22 protein-coding genes are annotated in these 22406 nt (G+C 44.2%); 13 read left to right on the top strand and 9 right to left on the bottom strand.

Annotation, left to right across the window (positions count from 1 at the left end; all coding sequences use genetic code 11):
- Nucleotides 1-33 precede the first annotated feature (33 nt).
- Nucleotides 34-1764: a carboxypeptidase regulatory-like domain-containing protein gene (locus QXT17_RS07830; RefSeq protein WP_020962012.1), complete on the bottom strand. Its 1731-nt coding sequence runs from the start codon at nt 1762-1764 to the stop codon at nt 34-36.
- 50 nt (nt 1765-1814) lie between these two features.
- Here QXT17_RS07830 and QXT17_RS07825 point away from each other — a divergent pair, with 50 nt between their 5' ends.
- Complete coding sequence (locus tag QXT17_RS07825; RefSeq protein WP_020962011.1) at nt 1815-2525, top strand: DUF72 domain-containing protein; 711 nt, start codon at nt 1815-1817, stop codon at nt 2523-2525.
- Here the strand turns inward: QXT17_RS07825 and ileS are convergent.
- Nucleotides 2522-5707: an isoleucine--tRNA ligase gene (ileS, locus tag QXT17_RS07820; RefSeq protein ID WP_020962010.1), complete on the bottom strand. Its 3186-nt coding sequence runs from the start codon at nt 5705-5707 to the stop codon at nt 2522-2524. The genes QXT17_RS07825 and ileS overlap by 4 nt on opposite strands.
- A 221-nt stretch (nt 5708-5928) precedes the next feature.
- Here ileS and QXT17_RS07815 point away from each other — a divergent pair, with 221 nt between their 5' ends.
- Nucleotides 5929-6168 carry a ferredoxin gene (locus QXT17_RS07815; RefSeq protein WP_020962009.1) on the top strand — a complete coding sequence of 80 codons (240 nt, stop codon included), beginning with the start codon at nt 5929-5931 and terminating at the stop codon, nt 6166-6168.
- A gap of 24 nt (nt 6169-6192) precedes the next feature.
- On the opposite strand, the gene QXT17_RS07810 is transcribed toward QXT17_RS07815, so the two are convergent.
- The gene (locus QXT17_RS07810) at nt 6193-7686 is read right to left on the bottom strand and encodes a hypothetical protein (RefSeq protein ID WP_342783027.1); all 1494 of its coding nucleotides are present in this window, start codon (nt 7684-7686) and stop codon (nt 6193-6195) included.
- A 138-nt stretch (nt 7687-7824) separates the two neighbouring features.
- Between QXT17_RS07810 and QXT17_RS07805 the strand changes: the two genes are divergently transcribed.
- From QXT17_RS07805 to QXT17_RS07795, 3 genes are read left to right on the top strand one after another with little or no spacing between them, the layout of a single operon-like run.
- Complete coding sequence (locus QXT17_RS07805; RefSeq protein WP_342783795.1) at nt 7825-8448, top strand: hypothetical protein; 624 nt, start codon at nt 7825-7827, stop codon at nt 8446-8448.
- Entirely contained in the window at nt 8445-9176 is a 732-nt protein-coding gene (locus QXT17_RS07800) for a purine-nucleoside phosphorylase (protein ID WP_148681959.1), read from the top strand. Before QXT17_RS07805 ends, QXT17_RS07800 begins: the two co-directional genes overlap by 4 nt.
- A complete protein-coding gene (locus tag QXT17_RS07795) occupies nt 9173-9766 on the top strand; it encodes a tRNA-wybutosine modification methyltransferase TYW3 (RefSeq protein WP_148681958.1) in 594 nt (197 codons plus the stop codon). The genes QXT17_RS07800 and QXT17_RS07795 overlap by 4 nt, the downstream gene beginning before the upstream one ends.
- Nucleotides 9767-9769: 3 nt before the next feature.
- Here the strand turns inward: QXT17_RS07795 and QXT17_RS07790 are convergent, their stop codons facing one another.
- From QXT17_RS07790 to QXT17_RS07780, 3 genes are read right to left on the bottom strand one after another with little or no spacing between them, the layout of a single operon-like run.
- Nucleotides 9770-10159 carry a CopG family ribbon-helix-helix protein gene (locus tag QXT17_RS07790; RefSeq protein WP_020962003.1) on the bottom strand — a complete coding sequence of 130 codons (390 nt, stop codon included), beginning with the start codon at nt 10157-10159 and terminating at the stop codon, nt 9770-9772.
- Nucleotides 10156-10980 (bottom strand): metal ABC transporter permease, encoded by an 825-nt coding sequence (locus tag QXT17_RS07785; RefSeq protein WP_020962002.1) that lies wholly within the window; start codon nt 10978-10980, stop codon nt 10156-10158. Before QXT17_RS07785 ends, QXT17_RS07790 begins: the two co-directional genes overlap by 4 nt.
- Nucleotides 10967-11728, bottom strand: coding sequence for a metal ABC transporter ATP-binding protein (locus QXT17_RS07780; protein ID WP_020962001.1), 762 nt, complete (start codon nt 11726-11728; stop codon nt 10967-10969). Before QXT17_RS07780 ends, QXT17_RS07785 begins: the two co-directional genes overlap by 14 nt.
- A 100-nt stretch (nt 11729-11828) precedes the next feature.
- Here QXT17_RS07780 and QXT17_RS07775 point away from each other — a divergent pair, with 100 nt between their 5' ends.
- On the top strand, nt 11829-12746 hold the full coding sequence (locus tag QXT17_RS07775; protein WP_020962000.1) for a metal ABC transporter solute-binding protein, Zn/Mn family: 918 nt from the start codon (nt 11829-11831) through the stop codon (nt 12744-12746).
- A 141-nt stretch (nt 12747-12887) separates the two neighbouring features.
- Nucleotides 12888-13802: a polyamine aminopropyltransferase gene (gene speE / locus QXT17_RS07770; RefSeq protein WP_020961999.1), complete on the top strand. Its 915-nt coding sequence runs from the start codon at nt 12888-12890 to the stop codon at nt 13800-13802.
- Here speE and QXT17_RS07765 read toward each other — a convergent pair whose 3' ends face one another.
- Both QXT17_RS07765 and QXT17_RS07760 read right to left on the bottom strand, forming a co-directional pair.
- A complete protein-coding gene (locus QXT17_RS07765; RefSeq protein ID WP_020961998.1) occupies nt 13803-15314 on the bottom strand; it encodes an acetyl/propionyl/methylcrotonyl-CoA carboxylase subunit alpha in 1512 nt (503 codons plus the stop codon). It abuts the gene before it with no gap.
- 38 nt (nt 15315-15352) lie between these two features.
- Complete coding sequence (locus tag QXT17_RS07760; protein WP_020961997.1) at nt 15353-16147, bottom strand: TatD family hydrolase; 795 nt, start codon at nt 16145-16147, stop codon at nt 15353-15355.
- Nucleotides 16148-16208: 61 nt separating this feature from the next.
- Here QXT17_RS07760 and QXT17_RS07755 point away from each other — a divergent pair, with 61 nt between their 5' ends.
- From QXT17_RS07755 to QXT17_RS07740, 4 genes are all read left to right on the top strand, one after another.
- Entirely contained in the window at nt 16209-17087 is an 879-nt protein-coding gene (locus tag QXT17_RS07755) for a polyprenyl synthetase family protein (RefSeq protein ID WP_342783028.1), read from the top strand.
- Nucleotides 17084-17740 (top strand): class I SAM-dependent methyltransferase, encoded by a 657-nt coding sequence (locus QXT17_RS07750; protein ID WP_148681956.1) that lies wholly within the window; start codon nt 17084-17086, stop codon nt 17738-17740. Before QXT17_RS07755 ends, QXT17_RS07750 begins: the two co-directional genes overlap by 4 nt.
- Nucleotides 17741-17801: 61 nt before the next feature.
- A complete protein-coding gene (locus QXT17_RS07745; protein ID WP_020961994.1) occupies nt 17802-18167 on the top strand; it encodes a PadR family transcriptional regulator in 366 nt (121 codons plus the stop codon).
- 28 nt (nt 18168-18195) lie between these two features.
- Nucleotides 18196-19362: an NAD(P)/FAD-dependent oxidoreductase gene (locus QXT17_RS07740; protein ID WP_342784001.1), complete on the top strand. Its 1167-nt coding sequence runs from the start codon at nt 18196-18198 to the stop codon at nt 19360-19362.
- Here the strand turns inward: QXT17_RS07740 and QXT17_RS07735 are convergent.
- On the bottom strand, nt 19316-20080 hold the full coding sequence (locus tag QXT17_RS07735; protein ID WP_020961992.1) for a nucleotidyltransferase family protein: 765 nt from the start codon (nt 20078-20080) through the stop codon (nt 19316-19318). The two genes, QXT17_RS07740 and QXT17_RS07735, sit on opposite strands and share 47 nt — an antisense overlap.
- 141 nt (nt 20081-20221) lie before the next feature.
- On the opposite strand from QXT17_RS07735, the gene eno reads away from it, so the two are divergent.
- Both eno and QXT17_RS07725 read left to right on the top strand, forming a co-directional pair.
- Nucleotides 20222-21514 (top strand): phosphopyruvate hydratase, encoded by a 1293-nt coding sequence (eno, locus tag QXT17_RS07730; RefSeq protein WP_342783031.1) that lies wholly within the window; start codon nt 20222-20224, stop codon nt 21512-21514.
- Nucleotides 21515-21575: 61 nt separating this feature from the next.
- Nucleotides 21576-22376, top strand: a complete 801-nt coding sequence (locus QXT17_RS07725) for an HD domain-containing protein (protein ID WP_020961990.1) — start codon at nt 21576-21578, stop codon at nt 22374-22376.
- Nucleotides 22377-22406 lie beyond the last annotated feature (30 nt).

Below are 22406 nucleotides of genomic sequence, written 5' to 3'. Positions count from 1 at the left end.
TATTGAGCTACGTTGCCCAAATATGGTCCCTTCTTATTTCCGCTGTCTCTTATTTGAATAATATACAACTGCTAGGCTTGTTACGAAAATGCCTACAGCCATAAGTGGATAGCTTAGTCCCTGTTCCGCCGTTACCTCTAGGACTATGATCCTGTTTGTCTTTATTTCTCCAGCAATAATTGTGAGGGGTATATTGTACATTCCCTCAGTTACATTTTGAGAAATGTATATTGACAAGTCAAAGCTGGCAGTTGAATTCGGCGGCAAAGAGAGGCGCGTCGGGTTAAAGCTTACACTAATATCCTTGCTTGGAGAGTCGACCTGCAAAACAACATCCTTGAGTGTTACAGTTCCCTTATTGGCCAGCACTAATTTAAATGTAGCTACAGATCCGGGCCTACCTGTAACTTTAAAGTTGGTAGTTAAGACTTCTAGCCTCCTTGTTCCAGAGACCACTATCGTTATTCCTTGAGTAGCAGTACTTGTTGTCCCATTCGCACTTAAGGTGAGAAGGTAGACGCCTGGAGGAAGAAGGGTGTCAAGCTCAATAACAAGCGATAGTGTCTTTTTCTCTCCAGGCATAAGGTATATAGAAGCCAGGTTTTCCCCCGAGGTAGAGATGTATACGCGTATCAGGGGCGAGTTAGCGGAGGCCTTTACAAGTGCGACGGTGGGCATGTTTCCATCGTTTTCTAGGATAAACTTTAGCGATAATGTTGACCCAGAGGTTGCATTCAGCGATGCGGCATTTACGTTTATCTTTAACAAGTCGTAGGAGCTTTCTACATCAACTTGTATGTTTTCGATTTGTTGGGCAAAGCTTGTTTTTGCAACAAGTTTTATGGTGTATGTGGAGAGCTGGGCGTTGGGTGAAACATATAGGATGAGCTGAAGCCTTCTTGGCATGGACGGCTTTGCAATGACTGTCTGGACGGCTAGACCGTTTTCGTCTACAAGTGTTGCTATTATGTTTGGAGGAGTTATGAGGTAGAGCGTGACAGGTATATCGTTACTTAGTGGGCTTGTGATATTTATCGGGATTGCGATCTGTGCTCCTGGAAAGCCCTTGATCACAGCGGTCGGTACGTTGAAGAACTTCCAGTTTTTCTGGGCTATCCTGAAAGTAAAGTCTATTCTTGAGGATAGATTCGCCCAGTAATAATAGAGAGACACCAGGGAAAGCTCCGTAGCATTCAAGGGGACATTGGCTACCAGTGTTAGCGTCTTGTTTTCTCCAGGATTCAGGTATACATTGTTCACAGCGAGACCCTTAGAGTCTACCAGAGCTATTTCCCAGTCTCTAGGAGCAACGAACGAGAAATTTACGAGTAGAGGGTCGAGGCAAGAATTATAGATCCTCAAATTTATCCTAACGTTGTCGCCCTGAGAGGCAGAGATGGATGTGGCTTCTGGCACTACGCTTACCCCCTTCTTTAAAACTATGAGTCCGAGACTCCCGCCTTTCTCGGGCGTAACCTCGAAGGAATAATACAAGGGAGAATATCCCTTCTTGTATATGACTAGAGTGTAGCTTCCCGGCTGTACAAACAAGGAGAAGCTTCCATCATTTTTAGTCGTAGCTGAAGTTACTATGTAGATTCCCCTGTAAACAGTGAGCTGGGCAGAGCCTATTGGTGAACCATTTTCGTCTACCACCTGCCCGTAAAAGAAAACACTTCCCTGGCTATACACAGTCCTGAGGCTGAGAAACAAGGTTAAAGCAAAGATTATGGCTACAAGCTTTTTTAGGCTGTCCCCAGACATATGAACCGCATACTATATTTGACTGTTCTAGTAATTATTAGTTACGGGCTATGTTGCTGTACGTTGGCACCTCTGGATGGAAATATGACTGGAACCCTAACGGCTTAGAGTGGTATTCTAGGGAGAGCGGTTTCAACGCTATAGAGCTTAACATGAGTTTCTACAGTTTCCCCCAAAAATCAGCAGTTGAAAGGTGGAGCGAAGAATCGGGAAGGCTAAGGTGGTCGATAAAGGTTCATAGGAGTATAACACATTTACGTAGGCTAAACGAGAAAGCCATCCCGACCTGGGAAAAGTTTGTCTCAGTTTTTGAGCCGCTAGAAGACAAAATTGATTTCTACTTGTTCCAATTGCCGCCAACATTCCAATTCAACAATGAGGCAAAACAACGTCTGTCGCGGTTTTCCTCTATGTCCCACAAGGTAGCTATAGAGCCTAGACATGAGTCCTGGTTCAACAAGGAGGTCTACGAATTTTTTGAAGAAAAAGGAATACACTTTGTAACTCCTGATTCTCCAATCTTCGAAGGACTACCACCAGACGGCGTTGTGAAAATCAATGGAATAGTGTATGTCAGGATGCATGGCAGGCTAACATGGTACAATTACGGCTATCTCGATGAAGAACTAGAAGAGGTAGCAGAGAAAATTATCCAGGTAGCTCCCGAAAAAGCCTACATATTCTTCAACAATAATCATGACATGCTGGGTGATGGGAGAAAACTCATAGAAATATTTGCAAGTAAAGGGGTCAAGATCTAGGAGGCCCGCGTAATACCGATAACGACTCTCAGGTCTCCGACTTCCCATTCTCTAACCAGTTCGCCCCTAACGTTTTCTGGAGAATCGACCAGCGAGAAGCTTTTGCTTCTAGACTCATTTTGGAGGTACTCTTGAAACTCGATAACGTATTTTTTGACCTCGCTGGGAACCCACATATAAGTTATAATGTTGGCATCCACTGGGAGGGACAACTCTTTACGCATGAACTGTATACGTCTAAGTAGATCTCTGGCAAGCCCCTCAGCGAGCTCGCGCTCACTGAATCTTAAATCCAGGACTATGTATCCAAAGTCATTTTTCTCGCCGAGGAACCCCTCGTTCCAGTTTTCCAGCACGTTTACCATTTCCTTGCGTATAGTCACCTTTTCGCCGTCTATTTCTAACTCAATATGGCCTTCCTTTAAAAGTTTCTCGGCAATAGAGGGATCACTTATAGATGCAAGTTTCTCGACTATCTGTTTGGCTTTACCCTTAAATACAGGACCTATTTCCTTGTATACCGGCTCCAAAACAACTCTTCTGTAACTTTGTACCTCTTCTAGCGGGAGAACCTTTATACTCTTAACATTAACCTGTGCCTCTACCACGTGTTCAAAGGTCTTTACGGCTTTCTCGACAAGGCTGTCAGATGTGAAGACATAGAGGGCCGGCAGAGGCTGTCTTATTTTTATGCCCTTCTTCATCCTCAGCGACAAGGCTCTCTCTACTATGTTCCTGACTTTTTCCATCTCTGTTTCTAGTTCTTCATTAATGAACTTGTCTAGCCCGCTAGGCCACTCGTACATGTGTATAGATATGGTTTTCCCTGGACTATAGAAAGAGGACTGATAAATTTTCTCAGTAGTGAAAGGCAGTATAGGTGAAGCCATTATAAGGAGGTTAAAGAGGACTGTATAGAGGGTCGCGTATGCAGAGTATTTTTCTGTAGCGCTCTCCTCGATCCATACCCTGGGCCTGACGAGCCTTACGTACCAGTGGCTAAGATCCTCGACAACAAAGTCTCTAAGGTCTCTGGCCGCTTTGTGGATATTGAGGCTCTCAAAGTTTTGAGTAAATGAGAGATAAAGCTTGCCCAGCCTGGAAAGTATCCATCGGTCTTCAGGCTTTAAGGAATTGAGGTACTTTTCGAGGCCGTGGGATTCTTCACTGTAATTGTCAAGGTTCATGTAGAGGGTTGCGAAGTAGTAAACATTCCAGAGAATGTTTAGATCGGAATATGTCTCCTGTAGTCCAGCCCAAGAGAACCTCAGGTCTTCCCATATAGTGTTCTTCAGTACAAACCATCTAAATACGTCTCTAGAGCCGTATTCATATTCCAGTATCTGCCGGGGCTCCACATAGTTTCCCAGCGACTTATGCATCTCTCTACCCTGCTCGTCCAGCGCGAATCCATGCATCAAGACTCTCTTGTAGGGACATTTGTCAATAGTTATCAGACCACTTCTAAGCGTCGAGAAGAACCATCCAGCTATCTGGTCGTGCCCCTCTATTATGAGGTCTACAGGCATTAATGAATCGAAAAGCTCGCGTCTCCGAGGGTAGCCCAGCGACGCATAAAAAGCGACTCCACTGTCGAGCCAAACATCAAGGACATCTGGTACCCTGTGCATCTCTCCTCCACACTTGGGACACTTCAATGTTATTCTGTCAACCCATGGCTTGTGGAGATCCTTCAGCTCCAGCTTTTGGCCGGCAAGCCCCTCCAGCTCTTTCCTAGAGCCAACTACAACCCTATGCCCGCACTTATCACATATCCATATAGGGGCAGGTGTCCCCCAATACCTCTGCCTAGAGATAATCCAGTCTCTGAGCCCCTGCAACCAGTTCTTAAACCTCGAATAACCAGCCCACTTTGGAACCCAGTCAACGTTGTATGCCTCCTCTAGGAACTTTTCTTTAAGCTGTGTTACCCTAATGTACCATTGCCGGGTAGCTCTGAGAACCAGCGGAGTCTTGCATCTCCAACAGACGGGATACCTGTGCTTGATTGTTCCATAATGGAACAAGTAACCCTTCTTCTTTAGATCCTCCACTATGAGGCTGTTGGCGTCTCGATGATAGATTCCAGCATACTTTCCTGCATCCTTCACCATTACGCCTTTATCATCAAGAATAGAGAAAACGGGAAATCCATGATCAACTCCAACCTTGTAGTCTTCTTCTCCATGGCCAGTCGCCATATGAACTAGCCCTGTACCCTCTTCAGAAGTCACATATTCGCTTGACAGAACTACCCTATGGTAGTCTCTCAGTAATTTCTGTATTGTTACTTCCTCCTCTAGGGGATGAATATATTTTAACCCCTCGAGGTCTTTTCCCTTGACGCTTTTCACAACTCTGTAGTTTTGAATCCCGGCTTCCTTCATCACTTCACTGACCCGTGTAGATAGCATGAGCAATTCTTCGCCGTTGACTTCTACCCAAACGTATTCCAGGTCCGGATGAGCCATTACTGCTACGTTTGCGGGCAGAGTCCAAGGCGTGGTAGTCCATATCAAGAGATACTTGTTTTTCTCGCCGGCAACTGGGAACTTTACGTAGATCGATGGATCTTCAAGCTCCTTGTATTCGGTCACCTCGTAGTCTGCTAGAGTGGTTTCACATCTTGGGCACCAATGAACAACCTTTAAACCATAGTCGAGTAACCCCTTTTCTTCTGCCTTCTTGACTAGCCACCACGCGCTCTCTATGTATTCATTGTTCATTGTAAGGTAGGGATTATCCCAGTCCATAGAAACTCCGAAATTCTTGAAGTGCAGGTTCATTTCTTCGAGGTTTCTCTTTGCAAAATTCTTACACTCCTCGATGAACCTTTCAACGCCGTAGTCTTCTATTTCCTTTTTTGTCTTAAATCCAAGTCTCTTTTCTATCTGAACCTCTATGGGCAGGCCGTGACAATCGTACCCGGGCTGGTCGTTAACCCGATAGCCTCTCGCCCTATAATATCTGACAATGGAGTCTTTAAGTATCTTGTTCCAGAGCGTTCCAACATGTGGAACATTACTCGATGGATACGGGGGACCGTCAAGGAAATAGAACTTTCTGGGCGAAGACATGTTTTTCTCTTTTATTTGCTTGTAGACTTTATTCTCGTCCCAGAATCTAAGTATCTCTTCTTCATACCTTTTAGGATCAAACTTCTGCTCTAAGCTTTTTATCATACAACTCCACCCCACAAAATGAATACAAAATGTTTTCGCCTAAAGAATGTCTAGTTGGGGATCCGCCCTTCCAGGGAATTACATAATTTGGCGGTGCAAATTCACCCCCATTCCTCAACTTAGGTACATTTTTATAAATCTTTTCTACAAGACTTTATCCCATAGGAGATATATGCAAAAATTTTATATTTCTTTAAAAAAGAATCTATCGGCGAACAAAAATGGCCAAATTAAAGGTAACAATTGATAGGGATCAATGCATAAGCGACATGGCCTGTGTTTCTCTTTGCCCAGAAGTCTTCGAAATGAACGAAAACGATGGAAAAAGTGCCATTGTTGCCAAATACCGTGTGGGCGGAAACCTCGGCGAGGGAGAAGTACCCGTAGAACTAGAAGACTGTGTCAAAAGCGCGGCAGAAGCCTGCCCAGTCTCAATTATAAAGGTAGAAAAAGTCGAATAAATATTTTCTCTTTTGTTTTCTTTTTTAAAGCATCTCAAAGATGCCCATTTTCAGTTTCTGGTTGATTTCAAAATTCCCGTAGTATACGACGAGAAATATTAAGAGGCTGAGCCCTAGGGCTACTATAAGAGACATGTAGCTACTCAGTGTGGGTGTATCCTTTGTTGTCACGGTGTTTCCAGCACTTGGCGTAGGTGACCAGTCTTGGATGTTGCTGAAACCTAGGCTTCTGAAAAATGGCGCTAGGTTTCTTCCTGCTGCTTGGCTTAGGACAATTACAATATCGCTACTCGTAGATACGGGGTGTTTTCTTAATTCTGAGAATACTCTCTGAGCGTAGGATAATCCTCCATGGCTGTCTGAGATATTGGCTATGATGTAAAAGCTTGCGAGATAGGCTTCCTGCTCACTTACGTCGTCTGAAGGCCACTTCTGGATGAATCCAAATTTTCCTCCTGTATAGTAGTATAACGCTTTAGAAGAATTGTACATGTCGTTCTTATATTCAGACACGTTTATTCCGATGGCTTCTGCTATCTTTATTGAGAGGTACTGTGCCATGCCCTCATGGAACCACCTTGTAGCATCGTTAGCTTCTACTCCAACTATCCCAAGGTAAACATGTACAAGCTCGTGTATAATTGTTGTCTCCATATACCCGGGCGCATACCTTGTCAATGCAAGATTCAGATATATTGGGCCCTTACCACCAGCATTCACGTCCTCGCCAAGTACGAAGCCCAGTGCATATATGCCGCCCATCTTTTTCTCTGGAAGATAAAATACAAGTGTGACGTTTCTCGGCGTGACTCCCGTCAAGTTGTTTAAGTACTGGATACTTTTTATAGCAGTTTTCAGCGTGTTTTCAGCAATGTTCCTGTAGAAGACTGGATACCTCACAGTTATAATTGTCTGCGGGGTCTTTTCCTGCAATATGTTTTCCTTGACGTTTTCCTTGAGGTCGAACTCTATTGTCACCCTGTTTCCTATGTCTTGAGGAATCCCGGCCGAAAGGGTATAAACCCTATAATTTCCCGAAATTGATGTCGAAACTGGGCTTTCATATGTGATTTTCTTTGCCATGGGCAAACTAACGTAGACGCTTACTTTGTCGAGGTTGGTCCACAAGAGAGGAGAAATAAACCAGCCACGCGTGCCGGCCATTAGAACGGCGCTTGGGAATGAATAGCATAATACGAGTCGTCCAGGGTTATCGTCGTTTATTGTAATTGTTGAGTTGTAGTAGAAATAGGCCGAGGAGGTTTCGTTCTGTATATTAAGCTTGCCAATACCTGTCTCGTTGCAGAGGTATACTGGCTGAAACTTTGGCAAAGTCATGAAAAATGTGGCTCTGCCCTTGTATTGTATTGCTATCTTTACAGTTGCATTGCCATCGCTTGAAACATCTATGTATGCAGACAGCTCTACCTTGTTTCCTGCTGGCTGAGCAGTGAGTAGCGGTTCGAGGAAAGCGAAGGCAAAGAGTGCAATAATGAATATGCTAATTTTTGCCTTCATGTCTCATCTAAGATTTTAAAAGACAGCCTCGCATAATAAATGTCACGCATTCCTATAGAGGCTGTTAATATGGAAGGTGGCAACCATAGAAAGACAGGAGACCTAATTTCATGTAGAAGTGCCCTTATGACTTCTGATATGCATTGTAAAAAAGGCTCAAAGTGTCCCCAGCTAGAAGCCATAGCTAGGACTGCCTCTAAGCTAGGCACCGAATGCCTAGTTGTTGCCGGGGACCTTTTCGACGATTTCCACGAGGCGGCCGATGCTGAACTTTTTTTCAAAGAGTTTGGCAAAATTTGTAGCATCGAGAGTCTACCCGCGAAAACAATAATAGTTCTAAGTGGGAGCTCACACGACCCGATACTTGACAAATTAATTGTGAAGACCACTAGCGGAAAAACCTTGTTTGTAGCTAGACAAATAACTCCGCTCTATACCTCTAAAGGTAAAGTCGTAGTCATCCATGGCGATATAATTATCAGGAGTGGCGCACTCGCATTCATCATAAATTATCTTGCAAAGATTCTCGGTCAAAACCTATTCCTAGAGAGGAAGTTCCGAGAAAAAATTAGGCTTGAATCAGGGTGGCTTGTGGCTGGTCATACGCATATATATGGTGTGGATGACAAGGAAAAAATAGTAAATCTTGGCTCGTGGAAAAAACATTGGTTTAAAAATCTGCCTTACTGGCGTAGATCTAAACCTGTGGTCTTAGTCATTGGCGAAAAGGGTTTAAAGCTCCATGTGGTTGACTACTTATGAGTTTTAGGAATCCGCTTTCGAAACGAGTTTATCACTTGAAGGCCAGGCCTGAACAACTCTCTCCTAAAGTGCTTGTAGCTGGAGACCCCGACCGCATAGAGATCGCGTCCTCGCTACTAGAAGATCCCGTACTCGTAAGCAGGCATAGAGGTTTCCCAGTAATCACTGGAACATATAAGGGAGAAAAAATAACTCTAGCATGCCACGGTATAGGCGCCCCCTCGGCCGCCATCGTTTTTGAAGAGCTTGCAATGTTGGGTGCAAAGATTGTTATAAGGGCTGGCACGTGTGGCGGGTTGTCGCCTGAAGCCGAGTCTGGAAAAATAGCAGTGATAGAGGCTTCAGCATATGAGAATAGTGGCACTTTAAGGCAATATTTTGGAGAGGTCTCTATGCCTGCCTACGCCACGCCAGAGGTCACACTAAAGATAGTTGAGGTTTTGGGAGAAATGGGCCTCGAGTATCATAGGGGAGTTGCATTGTCGCATGATGCCTTTCACAAAGTCGAGGAAAACGCATCCAGATGGGGAAAGCTCGGCATAGATTTTTTGGAGATGGAGTCTGCGGCACTGTTTACGATTGGAAGGTATCGCGGCTTAAAGACGGGGGCAATGGCCCTAATCGTTGACAACATGATTAGTGGTAGCGAACTGACCGAAGGCAGAGAAGAACTAGAGCTAAAAATGATGAAAGCTGGGCTGGAGGCTCTAAGAAGGCTACAAATATGAAAACCAGACTGGATGATAAGTGGGAATATTATCGCTCCAAAGCACTGAAGCAATTTGAGATACATCTTCAGGAGGGACGCGTAGATCAAGACATAGTAGACTTCTTGAAAAAAGTCAACTCCACTAGCAACTGTTATACGACGTCCAGTTGTAGCGGGAGAATACAATTGTCAGCTGGTCAGTATCCAGGAGCAAAAGGAGAAATATTGGTGATAGCTAAATGGCACAGGACAATAAGCACAGAGGAGCTAAACTTTGTCCTCGCAAATTGTGACTATCCATCTCTCTGGCTCTCGGTTCATCCACCGATCTTCCACATTGTAGCAAAAAACCTGAAGGTTGCCTGGAAGCTGGTAGTTACCGCACGGAACACTGGATTTAAGCATAGCGGCATACAGGGTCTCGGCAAGAGAATAGTAGTGGAAATAATGTCCATGGAGAAGCTGGAAGTTCCGCTAAGATACCAGGGCGAGAACATAATCGACCTCGAGAAGCTTCCGACGCTCGTAGATATAGCTAACTTCATGCTTACAAGGGGCAAGGAGAGGCTTCACAGGCTAGAAAAGGAATTAATGGATGTCTGCAAATAATAGTTATGGTTTGTGGCTAGGAATATATCTACACATTACACAATAATTCTCGACCTCTTTTTCAAGCGAGAAAATTCTTTCAGAATCCCCTCGTACAAAGAGAACCTCCAAGCAATTATCGTCCATAGTGTGGAAATGGCTCCTGCCGAGAATTAACTCTCTGTATTTTTCTACTATGCTATTGACCTCCTCGCCTTTTTCATGGTGATAACCCATAATCATTACGCCCTCGCATTGATGCGGCTTCGCATAGTGAAACTTCTCAAGGATAAAGTACCTTGTAGCCATGTTCACAATGTGTGAACGGTCAGTTTTGAGGGCTCTGCAAAGATCTGTCAACTCCTCGAAGAGTTCTTTATCCATAGAGACTCCAAACCTTTCCTTTCTGCTCATTCTGACCCCCTTCTCATAAGCAGGATTGAGTAAATTCCTACCAGGAGGAGGCCATATACTGCTGATGGAGCTAGATTAAGCCAGATAGACAAAAGTAAAGAAAGTATTCCAGCAAAAGCGGAGACAAGGACACTGTATACTAGGAACATTTTTGCGTCCTTTGCGATACCAGCGGCAATGACCGCCGGCATTAGGAAAGCAACGTGTTCAATTACAAATCCAACTGTTTTAAGCATGGTGACTGATGCAACGGTTAGGGTTAAGATGACTAGGTAATCGTGAAGCTTGACGTTTATTCCTAGCACTTGGGCCACGTCCCTGTCCTGCCCAATAACTATCTCCTTCATGTAAATAGGTAGCACTATCAAGATTATTAGAATGCATACTGCTAGAGTGAGAAGTGTATCCTCCCAGGAGACAAGCAGAGGGTCGCCTAGGATATAGGACCATAGACTAGTCTGTGCAGGAAAATTTGTTAAGATATAATACATTGCCGCAACGCTTGCAGAGACAGAGAAACCGACAAAGACCGAAGTTGCACTATCTTCGCTTACACCCCGATGAATAATGGCAACAAGGAACAGAGACAGAACAATGCTTACAGGCACTGCCCACAAGACCGGATGGGTTCCAGTCAAAAAGCCAAGCATATAGCCGATTGTAACGGCTAAAAGCGAGGAATGAGGAAGCGTGGAAGCAAAAAAGTTGAGTTTCCTGGCATAGATAATTGGACTAAGAACGCTGAAAGATATGGCGCTACCAAGTATCACTATAAGCCAACGTGGGTCAAAGTACATCCAGACCACCTCAGCCCACGACATGGAGGCATCTCTCGATCATCAGGACACTTGAACCATAGGCCTTTCTCAATAAGTCTAAAGTGAATATTTGGTCGGGAGAGCCATAAGCCTTGACCCCCTTATTAAATATCACTATCATTTTGCTAGAGTTAATAGTCAATACCGGATCATGAGTGGTTAGGAGAATCAGTTTTTCTCTAGAAGTCTTCCTTAAAAAATCCACGATATATTCCCTGCCGCCTGGATCGATACCAGAAAAAGGCTCATCCAATAACAGTATGCTTGAACCAGTTGCAAGGGCCCTTGCAATCAGTATTCTCTGCAACTGGCCTCCGCTCATTTCGCTTAACTTCTTTTTATAATAGTTCTCAGCTCCTACAATTTCCACAAGTTCTCTAAGTTTCTCCTTGCAAGACTTACCTGAACACTGCCTCCTACTTCTGAGAACAAACTCGATTATCTCTGCACCTGTAACAGGCAAGTCTCTCCTCACTGCTGTCAACTGCGGAACCAATGCTGCGTGTCTTCCGGCTTTCACTGGGTTTCCTGTCACTTCTTCTCCATTGAGAAAGATTTTTCCCGTCTGTGGTTTAAGAAGTCCTAGTATGACTTTGAAAAATGTTGTTTTGCCTGAACCATTAGGTCCCAGTATTGTAACAAGCCCTGGGCCGTGGACTGCTAGATTTTCATTTTCGAGGATTTTGTCATCTTCGTCATAGTGAAAAGTCACATTTTCTACTACTAGCGATGGGCTGTGCACATTACTCATAGAGTACCACCTTAATTACTATGCACAATTATATTAATTTTGCGGAACACATGCGAGAAAAGAGGAAATATTTATATGGAGGTTTTCTAATTGTGCACATATGAGCAGAGACAATACTAAAAATGTGCACACATCTAAATCAATCTTGTTAGTAGTTATAGCAATAGTCATAGTCGCGGGCCTCCTAGCATATCTGTATATGAATAATCCAACGACAGCTCCTACTCATGGTTTAAAAATAGCTGTAACGTTTTACTCCTTGAAGCCAGATATAGATCTACTGACCTGCACAGGCGACGTGGTATTTTCAATTACGCCTTCTGGTGTCGACCCCCACGAATACCAGTTAACACCTGCAGATGTAGCTAAATTGAAGGAAGCAGACATTATCATTTCAACAGCTCATGCACCCTTTGAAACGAAAATAGCTGAACTTGTAAGGAATGGGGAGATAAAGGCCAAACTAGTGGAGATACCAAGCATAGATGGTATAAAAATTCTCAGGAATCCCGCCACGGGAAACCCAAACTATCATTGGCCAATCTATGACCCCGCAAACTACCTCATCTACATAAAGACTCTAAGCAACGTTTTCGCTAATCTTAGGCCAGAATGTAGGGACACTTACAAAACCAAGGAATCTATCTTGGAAAGCAACATTACGGCAATCATACAGAAGGCTCCTAGACTAAAAGTCAATGCCATCGGCGCGTCGCCAGTTGTCCAATACGCGGTAAACTGGATGGGGATCAACGTATCTTTTCTCCTAATAAAGGAGCATGATCTCCCTGCAACCCCCCAGGACATTGCACAAGCAAAGGACCTATTAGACAAAGGGAAGGCCTCTTTCATCGTGGCCACTGACGATGTCTTAGCTTCCAGCCTAGGTGAGAAGCTCAAGGAGCTTTCGTCTCAAACCAATATACCACTACTACTTGTACCTAGTCCAACAAGTCCTGAAAGTACTCTCCAGAAAATCAAGACGGTAGTCGACAGTATTTCACAGATAAGAGCATAGCCCTGGAAAACTAAATTTATCAGTTGAATGTTTTTATTAGTGGGGATGAAGACCGCTGGAACTGCTTAGCAGGTGCTGAAGGCATTGGGACATCTGACCCGCGAACGCATTGTTTAAAAACTCCACGTAGAATTGTTAGTTGTGGCAGAATCCCAGGGATACAGGGTCTTATGGTACACTGAGTGGCTTAGCTCACAAGAAGCACACATACACGCTATCAAAAGAATAATTTTTGACGGATACACAAAATATCAGCGTGTAACTTTGGCAGAGACAGGCTCCTTTGGTTTGACACTATTCCTAGATGGCTATGCACAGAGCTCAGAGTACGACGAATTTGTCTACCACGAGGCACTCGTACACCCAGCAATGCTTACTCATCCAAAACCCGAAAAAGTCTTGATAATTGGTGGCGGAGAAGGTGCAACACTACGGGAGGTCCTCAAGCACCCCACAGTTAAAAGAGCTGTAATGGTAGACATTGACGGGGAGCTCCTGGAAATAGTTAAAAAGTATATGGTAAAATGGCACCAGAACTGTTTCAATGACCCGAGGGCTGAAGTTGTAGTAGCAGACGGGAAAAAATACCTAGAAGAAACCTCCGAAACTTTCGATGTTATTATTTTAGACTTGACTGACCCCACTAAAGGAACGCCAGGCGTGCAACTATACACTAAGGAGTTCTATGAGGAGATATATGACAAGCTATCCAAGGACGGGGTCATGGTGACTCAGGCTACGTCTACAAGATACAACATAGATGCTTTTTCAGTAATCAATAACACTGTAGCCTCTGTCTTCCCAGTTGAGAGGCCATACAAGGCACACGTAGCAACATTTTACAGTGAGTGGGGGTTCGCCTTGGGTTCAAAATCAAGAGATCCCCTCGGCATACCTAGAAACGAGCTTAGCGAGAGACTCGGTAGGCTCGGGCTCAAATTCCTAGACGAAGAAATATTTTATCACTTGTTCCATTTTCCAAGGTACTTGAAAGAAAAGATGCAACAATACAAGCAGATATCTACTGTTGCTCAGCCATTCCAGATAGAGCTCTGACTAGGATTCATATCTTACTCTCGAGGCTACACGCCATAAATTCACTTTTTCTTTTTCGACCTTCGTTTTTGGCTCTTTCCTTTCTTCAACAGTTTCTGTCCTTGATTTTCCAGGAATCGGAGGTAGTGGATCCTCGTTCTGTAGGTTTTCGTAGAACTTTTGGTCCTCTAGGAGCCTTGTAGTATAAGATGCATCAAGGAATCTCTGGTCTTCTAGAACTCTAAGAACTAGGAACTTGTTATGTTTTATTCCAGAGATTTTAAGCTCGGAGAGCCCCCTTCTTAGTCTAGCTATAGCCTGTCCACGGGTCAGTCCAAACGATACAACCTTCATTAGGAGAGGATCATAGTAGGGTGGCACTTCGTAGCCCTCATAAATGCCATTATCCACGCGGATCCATGGACCGCTGGGCAAAGACAGGTGCTCTATTTTCCCAGGTGAAGGGACAAAGCCTGCAGAGGGGTCTTCTGCATATATACGTGCCTCTATTGCATGTCCCCTAACGACTATTTCCTCCTGCTTCAAGCTTAATGATTCTCCGCTTGCAACCCGTAACTGTAGCTCAACAATATCTAGACCTGTAATTAGCTCTGTCACGGGATGTTCAACCTGGATTCTAGAGTTTACTTCTAACAGGAAAAAGCCTCTGCTCTGAGTATCGAAGAGAAACTCAAAGGTGCCAGCGTTGGTGTATTTAGCTACTTTTGCCGCTTCCAGTGCTGTTTTTAGGATTTTTTCTTTTTCCTGTGGATCAAGCGAGGGCGATGGCGCCTCCTCTATGACTTTCTGGTACCTTCTCTGCACGCTACACTCTCTCTCATGCAAATGAAGAATGTGTCCATTCTTGTCGCCGATGATTTGAACCTCAATATGCTTAGACAAGGGAAAATACTTCTCGATATAGACTTCGTATTTTCCAAAGGAGGACTTTGCAAGCTCTACTGCTCGCTTCAGATACTCGTCTAATTTTTCTGGAGAGGTGGCAACAAACATCCCTATGCCGCCCCCACCCCCAGCTGGCTTGACAATTACCGGGAAGCCTATTTCTTCAGCTATGCTTACAGCGTCTCTATCATTGACGGGCTCAAGGGTTCCTGGAACAACTGGGATCCCCTTTCCTGAAAAGAGCCTCCGTGCGCCAAGCTTGTCGCCGACTAGTCTCATTGTCTCTGGGTCTGGGCCAATCCATACAAATCCTTCCTCGATTATCCTCTCCGCGAAAACAGGGTTTTGAGACAGGAATCCGTATCCTGGATGTATTGCGTCTACCCGCGCCCTCTTAGCGACTGAAATTATTTTCTCGACGTCTAGGTAGCTTTTAAGGGGCTCAGGCGGACCCAAGTAATAGCTTTCATCTGCAAGTTTCACGTGAAGCGCGTCCCTGTCTGCATCGCTGTATAAAGCAACCGTTTTTATACCGAGGTCTCGGCATGTACGGAAAACCCTAACAGCTATCTCTCCTCGGTTAGCTACGAGAACCTTTTTTATTTCTAAGGGCTCACCAAGAGACATAGAATCTTTTCTTATCTTTGGGGATAAAAACCTTAACGCTATAGGGGAAGTTTGTAAAATTTAACAGCGTTCGACGTTGTAATTTCGTCAACTTCGCTGAAACTCAAACCGCGGAGCCTCGATATTTCTTCGACAATCAACTTTATCTGGAGCGGGGTATTTACCTCGTTTGTCTCCGATAAGAAGGGGGAGTCGGTTTCTGTGAGCAAGTATTCGAGTGGAAAGTTTTTCGCTATTTTACGCATATTCTTATTGTTTGTAAGCTTGTAGTTGACACTAAAGAAGAACCCATTGTCAAGGGCCTTTTTTGCGGCCGTCATGTTTCCAGTATATGAATGCATAAGAACGCCACTCTTAAGAGAGTGGCTCAACAATACTTCGACAGCGTCTTCTTCAGCCTTCCTACTATGTATAACAACGGGCTTGCCTATCTCCTCTGCCAACTCCAGCATTCTGTGAAATACCTCAAGTGTTCTCTTGTAGGTATCCTCGTCCTTGATCCAGAACCTGTCAAGACCTATCTCGCCGACTCCGACTATTCTCTCCTTGTTTCTACGAATGAATTCAATATATTCTTCTATTTCCTCCTCTGTCATATCAGGGACTTGTGTAGGATGCAAACCAAGCGTCACAAATATGAAGCCGGGAAACCTCTCAGACAATCTTAGGGCAGCTAACGCCCCCTCGAAAACCTCTTTTCTCTCCCTCTTTTCCCCCTCAAATGGGAAGCCAACAGTTATAATTGCTTTTAACGTTTCTCTGCTTTTTTCAATTACTTCGTCTAACTTCTCGACGAGTCCAGGATAAGTTAAATGACAATGCGAATCAATCACAGACAGTTTGAAAAAAATAAAACTTATAATTTTGTCGAATCCATGTTTCTAGAGACCACGAATGCGGAAAGTTTCACTAACCGACGAGTACTTAGCACTTAGAGAAACCCTTGCAAAATACTCAGCTGAAATGATTAAAAGATATTTCCCAGAAGTATACGAAGAAGCAAGCTACGCCATCCAAGGAGGGAAACTAATTAGAGGAAGCCTCTCCTTACTAATTGCAAGAATATTATCGTCAGACATAGAAAAGGTTCTCCCAATCGCTTTTTCCATCGAGCTAATGCACGCGGCCAGCCTAATACATGACGACATAGCTGATGAGTCTGAGTCGCGGAGAGGCAGACAGAGCTTCTGGAAAAAGTATGGCTTGAAGGACGCTGTAACTTTCCCTCACATTATAATCCCAGTAGCAATAACCCTCGTGGCAGAGGCAGGAGTCGAAGCCGTCATCGAAAGCATGCTTCAATGGAGAAAAGCTGCACTGGGACAGCTCTGGGACACCAGAATACTCGAAGGAAAACAAGTCCAGGTAGCATACGAACAGCTAATCGAGTACAAGACTGCATCTGTCTTTGAAGCTTCATGTAGCCTTCCACTAATAGCACTAGGCAAAAGGGATCTAATTTCGGCAGGGAAAACTTACGGCAAGTCATTGGGGATGCTCTACCAAGTTCTTGATGACTATGCTGACATTGCCAACAATAATGTAGATAGTGGGAGCTCGCGTCTTCTTTTAATGCAGGTAAAAGAAAGAGAAGGAATCAAGAGATATGTCAAAGAACTTGTATCAAAATATTTTACAGAAATCCGTGACGCCTCTATTAAGTTACACCCTTCACTCATGGATTTCGCAGTTATGAGCATGGAAAAATTTGCGTCTGAGGCAGGCGAGAGTGTTCAGCATATCCTGCAAGAAGTAGAGGAAAAGATATTATGACACGTGGACTTAACCCTACTTTTTGGAGCGACGTAGTAACAACTCTTGAGAGATTATTTTCATCGAATGCCTATATACCTGCAAACCACGCCATGAGCTTTGGGCTCGACGAAAAGCTCAGAAACATAATCTATAGAAGTGTTAGCGGCAAGATTGTAGACATTGGGTGTGGAGACGGCACCTACTCTTTTCCATTTCTCACAAGAGCAGAAGAAGTAGTATGTGTGGATCCACTAGCCCACAAGTTTTCCTCGAAAAGTAGCGATCCACGTCTACACAGGATAAGCGGGGTTGCAGAGTATTTGCCCTTAAGAGAAAAATCTGTCGACTATGCCACCGCAATGTTTAGCTTTAGAGACTTTCTTGACAAAGCAAGGGGGCTAAGCGAGATGAAAAGGGTAGCCAGGAGGGGGGTATTACTGCTTGAAATATTTAATCCACCAGCTCTGTTCCGTCCTTTCCTATATGCATATGTTCAAGCCATAGCGCCTCTACTCGGCTACCTAGCTTCACGCGGATCAGGGAGAGGGTGGCGGCTCCTTATGCCAACCATACGGCTCATGCCTAGGCTGTCTTTCTTCCAAAAGTTAGGCGGAAAAACTCTCGCCACTGTAGGACTGGGGTCTCTAGGCGTAGTCTATCTGCCAGCCTAAAAGTACAAAATTAGCAAAAATTTTTATATATAATTTTTAAAAACAAAACCTAGGCTTCATTATGAGTGTAGAGCCTACCCAGGACAAAAAAATGCAAACAACCCGTGAAAAAATAAGGGTAAACACCATTGTAAAGCTGTACACATTGATACTTCTCGCCGAGGGCGACAAACACGGCTACGAGCTTATGCGGAGACTTGAACAAATGATAGGCGTTCCCGTCGGTCCATCACAGATCTATCCGTTCCTTAAAAGCCTTGAGAAAGCAGGCTTCCTAGTCTCAAAAGAAGCAGGATCACGAGACAAAAGAGTATACTCCTTAACCCCGCAGGGGCTAGAATTCCTGAAAGAGGTACTAGAAAACTCGTTAAACGTTATACAGACAGCCATAAAGATAATTGGAAGAGAAAAAGTCTGCCTGCCATAAAGCCTACTCCCCGAAGAGGGCACGGCAAATGTCTCATGAATCTTATAAGGCAGTTGTCATAGGCTTAGGCCCATCCGGAGCTGCCGCCCTTAAAAGGCTCAATGAGCTTGGGATAAGTGCAATCGGCATCGAAAGAAAGAAAACTCCAGAAGAACCAGCAGTATGCGGAGAATTCCTCCCCGAGCCCTCAGAAATAACTTTTATTTCCAAATACCCATCGGTTAAAAAAGCGTTTGAATATATAGGCTACACCGAGAAAACAAACATAATAAAAAGAATATTCCTAGAGTTTGAACGCTACAGAAAATACCACCTCAAAATTGGCGGCTTTACCATTAGCAGGAAAGAAATGGTAAACAAACTCATAGAGAACGCAAACGTTGTAACAGGAGACGACGTCGTAGCAATAAAACAACTTGAAAAAGGCTACCTAGTCAAGACTCGCAAGGGCAGAGAGATCCAGGCAGACTACATAGTTGCCGCTGATGGCTTCCCCTCGCTAACTAGGAGGCTTCTAGGCGACAATACAGCACTCGACCCCATAGACTATGCACTGGGAATAAACCTAAAAATGGAGGTTCCAAATTTTCCCCAAAGTGATATCTACATGTATTCTTCCAAGGATACCCCAGGAGGATATGCATGGATTATTCCAATAGGCAATGGTATGGCAAATGTCGGCATAGGAATAAGGGGCAACTATATAAAAGGAAACATCACTCCCGTGGTTTTCCTTGAGAAGTTTATAAAGGTTTTTAACAGTAGCTACCTCAGAGACGCAAAGCCCCTAGAACCCCCAAGAAGCAGATGGATCCCAGTTACCGGGTTCTATTCAACTCCAGTAATAGGCAGAACACTGTTTGTCGGAGACGCGTTGGGCGCCGTAAACCCCATCAACGGCGGCGGGATTTTCACGGCAATGGCTCTAGGCGTATTGGCAGCTGAAAGCATCTGGCTTGAAAATCTAGACGTTTACCGCGAAAGGGCATGGAATGAGATCGGAAAAATCCTGGCCATTGGGAGAAAATACAGAGCACTGGTAGACTTTCTGTATGATCACTGGGAGGTAGCCCCCGTGGCTACGAGATTTTTCCCTGAGGATTTGTTAACGAAGATAATAAAGGGAGAAGAAACCTTCATGGAAAAAATTATTTTTTTTGGAAAAGGAAGGAAAACCTCCTATCAACCTCGTTAGGGTCAAGTTTCTCGTATGCCTCGGTTGTTCCGAGATCAAACCAGAAGGCGTCCGTTATGTATCCTCCAATGCTCAGGCCCCTATTTAATAGGACTCTTATAAAGTCGCCCATAATGTCGACTTCTTTCTTTGTTTCTATAAGCTCTCTCAGATATTCAAAAGAGTTTCTCCTGAAAACGACAAGTCCAATTGTGACAGGCTTTCCAAGCGGGGGCTTCTCGACTAGATTTACTACTCTTTCTCCCTTGACTTCGGCTACTCCGACAGCAACCCTGTAATTAGTAGACAATGCGAGGGTTGCTGTGAATTGATTTTTTTCGTGGAAAGCCAAGAAATCCGCGATGTTTATGTCTGATAGTATGTCGCCATAATATACGAGTACGTTTTCTGCATTGTTGAAGTGTCCCTGTTCATAAGCATTGTAGAGGGCGCCGCCGTTCCCGCCATATGCGGGGTTGTCCCATACATATGAGATCTCTACGCCATATCTCTCCCCATTGTCAAAATAGTTCACAATTTGTTGACCCTTATAGCCCACAAGCAGGACAAGTTTCTTTAGTCCGTGATATGAAAGCAGTCTCACAATATATTCTAGAAGAGGCTTCTGTTGTGCTCCTACGGGAATCATTGCTTTTTGAAAATAATATGTTAAGGGTCTAAGCCTCTTTCCCTCTCCTCCGCAAAGAACAACTCCAACAGTTTTTTCTTTGGTGCTCATACATATAACATGGTTATTCTTATTTTTATTTTTTGCCCTGTTTTTCAAAATCCGGCTAACATCTAGATTAATAAGAGACAGTAATAGGCTTAATAAATAGACAAGTTAGGCCTTATCTTCTTGATAGCTATGTTGTACGACTTGGAAGACGAATTTTCGATTGCATCTATAAAAGCAAGGTGGGTCCTCGACTCTAGGGGAAACCCAACGGTCGAAACAGAGGTTCTGACAATTGCCCGGGGCTACGGCAAAGCCATAGTCCCCTCTGGAGCGTCGACTGGAACACATGAAGCCCTAGAACTTCGAGACGGAGGTAAAGCCTTCCACGGTAAAGGGGTCCTAAAAGCAGTAGAAAACGTCAACAAGATCATCGCGCCTGAACTGCTAGGCATGGATTCTAGGAGACAAGAAGACATTGACGGGAAAATGTTACAGATGGACGGCACTCCAAACAAGTCTAGGCTAGGAGCAAACGCAATCTTATCCGTGTCGCTGGCAGTGACACATGCAGCGGCAGACACTTATTCGCTTCCACTCTTCCAGTATCTAGGCGGAATGAATGCATATACAATGCCTGTTCCACTAATGAACATTATTAACGGAGGAAAACACGCCGGCAATGAGCTGAAGATACAAGAGTTTCTCATAGCACCAGTCGGCGCAAAAACATTCAGTGAAGCTCTAAGAATAGGAAGCGAAGTCTACCACTCCCTTAAGGCTTACCTAAAAGACAAATATGGTCCACAAGCCATAAACATTGGAGACGAAGGTGGTTTTTCACCCCCGATGAAGAATACACGCGAAGCGCTAGATGCCCTCATAAATGCTATTAGGAATGCAGGATACGAGCCTGGAAAAGACGTAGCGCTTGCAATAGACGCAGCTGCCTCAGAGTTTTACGACGAAAAAAGAAGCCTTTACATAATTGATGGCCAGGAACTATCAAGGGAAAAAATGATTGAACTCTACGAAAAGCTTGTAGAAGAATATCCCATCGTATCCATAGAAGACCCATTACACGAAGAAGACTTTGAAGGCTTCTCCATCATAACAAGAACCCTCAAGACTCAAGTTATAGGAGACGACATCTTCGTAACAAATGTCGAGAGACTACGTAGAGGAATAGAAAACAAATCGGCCAACGCCTTGCTACTAAAGGTAAACCAGATTGGCACATTGACCGAAGCACTTGAAGCTGCTAGGCTTGCAATAAGCAACGGGTACTCTGTCGTCGTTAGCCATAGGAGCGGTGAAACAGAAGACACGACAATTTCCCACATCGCAGTCGCATTGAACACTGGACAGATCAAGACAGGTGCGCCAGCAAGAGGCGAGAGAACAGCCAAATACAATGAACTTCTCAGGATAGAGGAATATCTCGGCACAAGGGCCAAGTATCCTGGTCTAGGAGCCTTTAAACACTATAAACGCTAGACTCTTTTCGTAAACCTAAAACAAAGTTTTTTAGCTAGTACCAAGATGAAGTTGGAACGCTATGTGTAATGTGTCTGTTATTTCGAAGGAATTGATTGAGAAATGGAAACAATATGACCCTTTTGTAGGTGAGCTTGTAAACATAATTGAGAAAGACGAGGAAGTAAAAGCTCTCCTTGAAATGAGTAATATAAATGCCGTCGGTAGACTCGGCTACAATGATCATGGACCCGTCCACGCAAAAATCGTAGCTGGAACCTCACTAGAAATACTAGGCCTCCTCTTGAAGAAAAACGTCGAGCTAACAACCCTAAAGCAGGGAACAGCCAAAAATCTAGACGAAGTAAAATTTATACTCGTAATGGCAAGCTACCTGCACGACATAGGCAACTCGATACACAGGGAGTATCATGAAGCCATAGGTAGCTTGTTAGCAAAAGACATAGTTGACAGGATAATCCAAAGCATGTTTCCAAACATAGGCCCGCGGCGCTACTTCCTAAGGCAAGAAATTCTCTCCGCAATTTTTTCCACCGAAATGGAGACTAAGCCTCTAACCCTTGAGGCTAGCATCGTAAAGCTAGCAGACGGTCTAGACATGTCTGAGGGCAGAGCAAGGCTTCCATACAAAATGGGAAAGGTAGATATGCATTCCTTGTCAGCTCTCAATGTGAAACGTGTCCAGCTAACCTGCGACGAAACAGTACCAATCGTTGTAGAGGTGTTTCTGGGAGACATGGCTGGATTCTTCCAAGTAGAGAGGGTGCTTCTCCCCAAGCTTGAAAGCGGTAAACTGAAAGGAATGGTTAGAATAGATATCTTTGACTCCAAAAATAACAAAGTATTCAGCGTAGCTACGTAGATTTTTTGCAATTTAGGGCCAGACATAGCG

This window comes from Thermofilum sp., assembly GCF_038871435.1.
GTDB lineage: Archaea > Thermoproteota > Thermoprotei > Thermofilales > Thermofilaceae > Thermofilum > Thermofilum adornatum.
The sequence above is the reverse complement of the archived record's forward strand: the minus strand, read 5'-3'. Positions and strand labels throughout refer to the sequence as shown.

Coding starts and splice junctions, on each gene's coding strand:
- QXT17_RS07725 (WP_020961990.1), top strand. CDS start 21,576: ATGTGTAATGTGTCTGTTATTTCGAAGGAATTGATTGAGAAATGGAAA.
- QXT17_RS07785 (WP_020962002.1), bottom strand. CDS start 10,980: ATGTCGTGGGCTGAGGTGGTCTGGATGTACTTTGACCCACGTTGGCTT.
- QXT17_RS07755 (WP_342783028.1), top strand. CDS start 16,209: ATGCGGAAAGTTTCACTAACCGACGAGTACTTAGCACTTAGAGAAACC.
- QXT17_RS07800 (WP_148681959.1), top strand. CDS start 8,445: ATGAGTTTTAGGAATCCGCTTTCGAAACGAGTTTATCACTTGAAGGCC.
- QXT17_RS07765 (WP_020961998.1), bottom strand. CDS start 15,314: ATGTCTCTTGGTGAGCCCTTAGAAATAAAAAAGGTTCTCGTAGCTAAC.
- QXT17_RS07745 (WP_020961994.1), top strand. CDS start 17,802: ATGAGTGTAGAGCCTACCCAGGACAAAAAAATGCAAACAACCCGTGAA.
- QXT17_RS07735 (WP_020961992.1), bottom strand. CDS start 20,080: ATGAGCACCAAAGAAAAAACTGTTGGAGTTGTTCTTTGCGGAGGAGAG.
- QXT17_RS07775 (WP_020962000.1), top strand. CDS start 11,829: ATGAGCAGAGACAATACTAAAAATGTGCACACATCTAAATCAATCTTG.
- QXT17_RS07780 (WP_020962001.1), bottom strand. CDS start 11,728: ATGAGTAATGTGCACAGCCCATCGCTAGTAGTAGAAAATGTGACTTTT.
- QXT17_RS07805 (WP_342783795.1), top strand. CDS start 7,825: ATGCATTGTAAAAAAGGCTCAAAGTGTCCCCAGCTAGAAGCCATAGCT.
- QXT17_RS07740 (WP_342784001.1), top strand. CDS start 18,196: ATGTCTCATGAATCTTATAAGGCAGTTGTCATAGGCTTAGGCCCATCC.
- QXT17_RS07790 (WP_020962003.1), bottom strand. CDS start 10,159: ATGAGCAGAAAGGAAAGGTTTGGAGTCTCTATGGATAAAGAACTCTTC.
- QXT17_RS07830 (WP_020962012.1), bottom strand. CDS start 1,764: ATGTCTGGGGACAGCCTAAAAAAGCTTGTAGCCATAATCTTTGCTTTA.
- QXT17_RS07750 (WP_148681956.1), top strand. CDS start 17,084: ATGACACGTGGACTTAACCCTACTTTTTGGAGCGACGTAGTAACAACT.
- QXT17_RS07815 (WP_020962009.1), top strand. CDS start 5,929: ATGGCCAAATTAAAGGTAACAATTGATAGGGATCAATGCATAAGCGAC.
- QXT17_RS07810 (WP_342783027.1), bottom strand. CDS start 7,686: ATGAAGGCAAAAATTAGCATATTCATTATTGCACTCTTTGCCTTCGCT.
- QXT17_RS07795 (WP_148681958.1), top strand. CDS start 9,173: ATGAAAACCAGACTGGATGATAAGTGGGAATATTATCGCTCCAAAGCA.
- QXT17_RS07825 (WP_020962011.1), top strand. CDS start 1,815: ATGTTGCTGTACGTTGGCACCTCTGGATGGAAATATGACTGGAACCCT.
- ileS (WP_020962010.1), bottom strand. CDS start 5,707: ATGATAAAAAGCTTAGAGCAGAAGTTTGATCCTAAAAGGTATGAAGAA.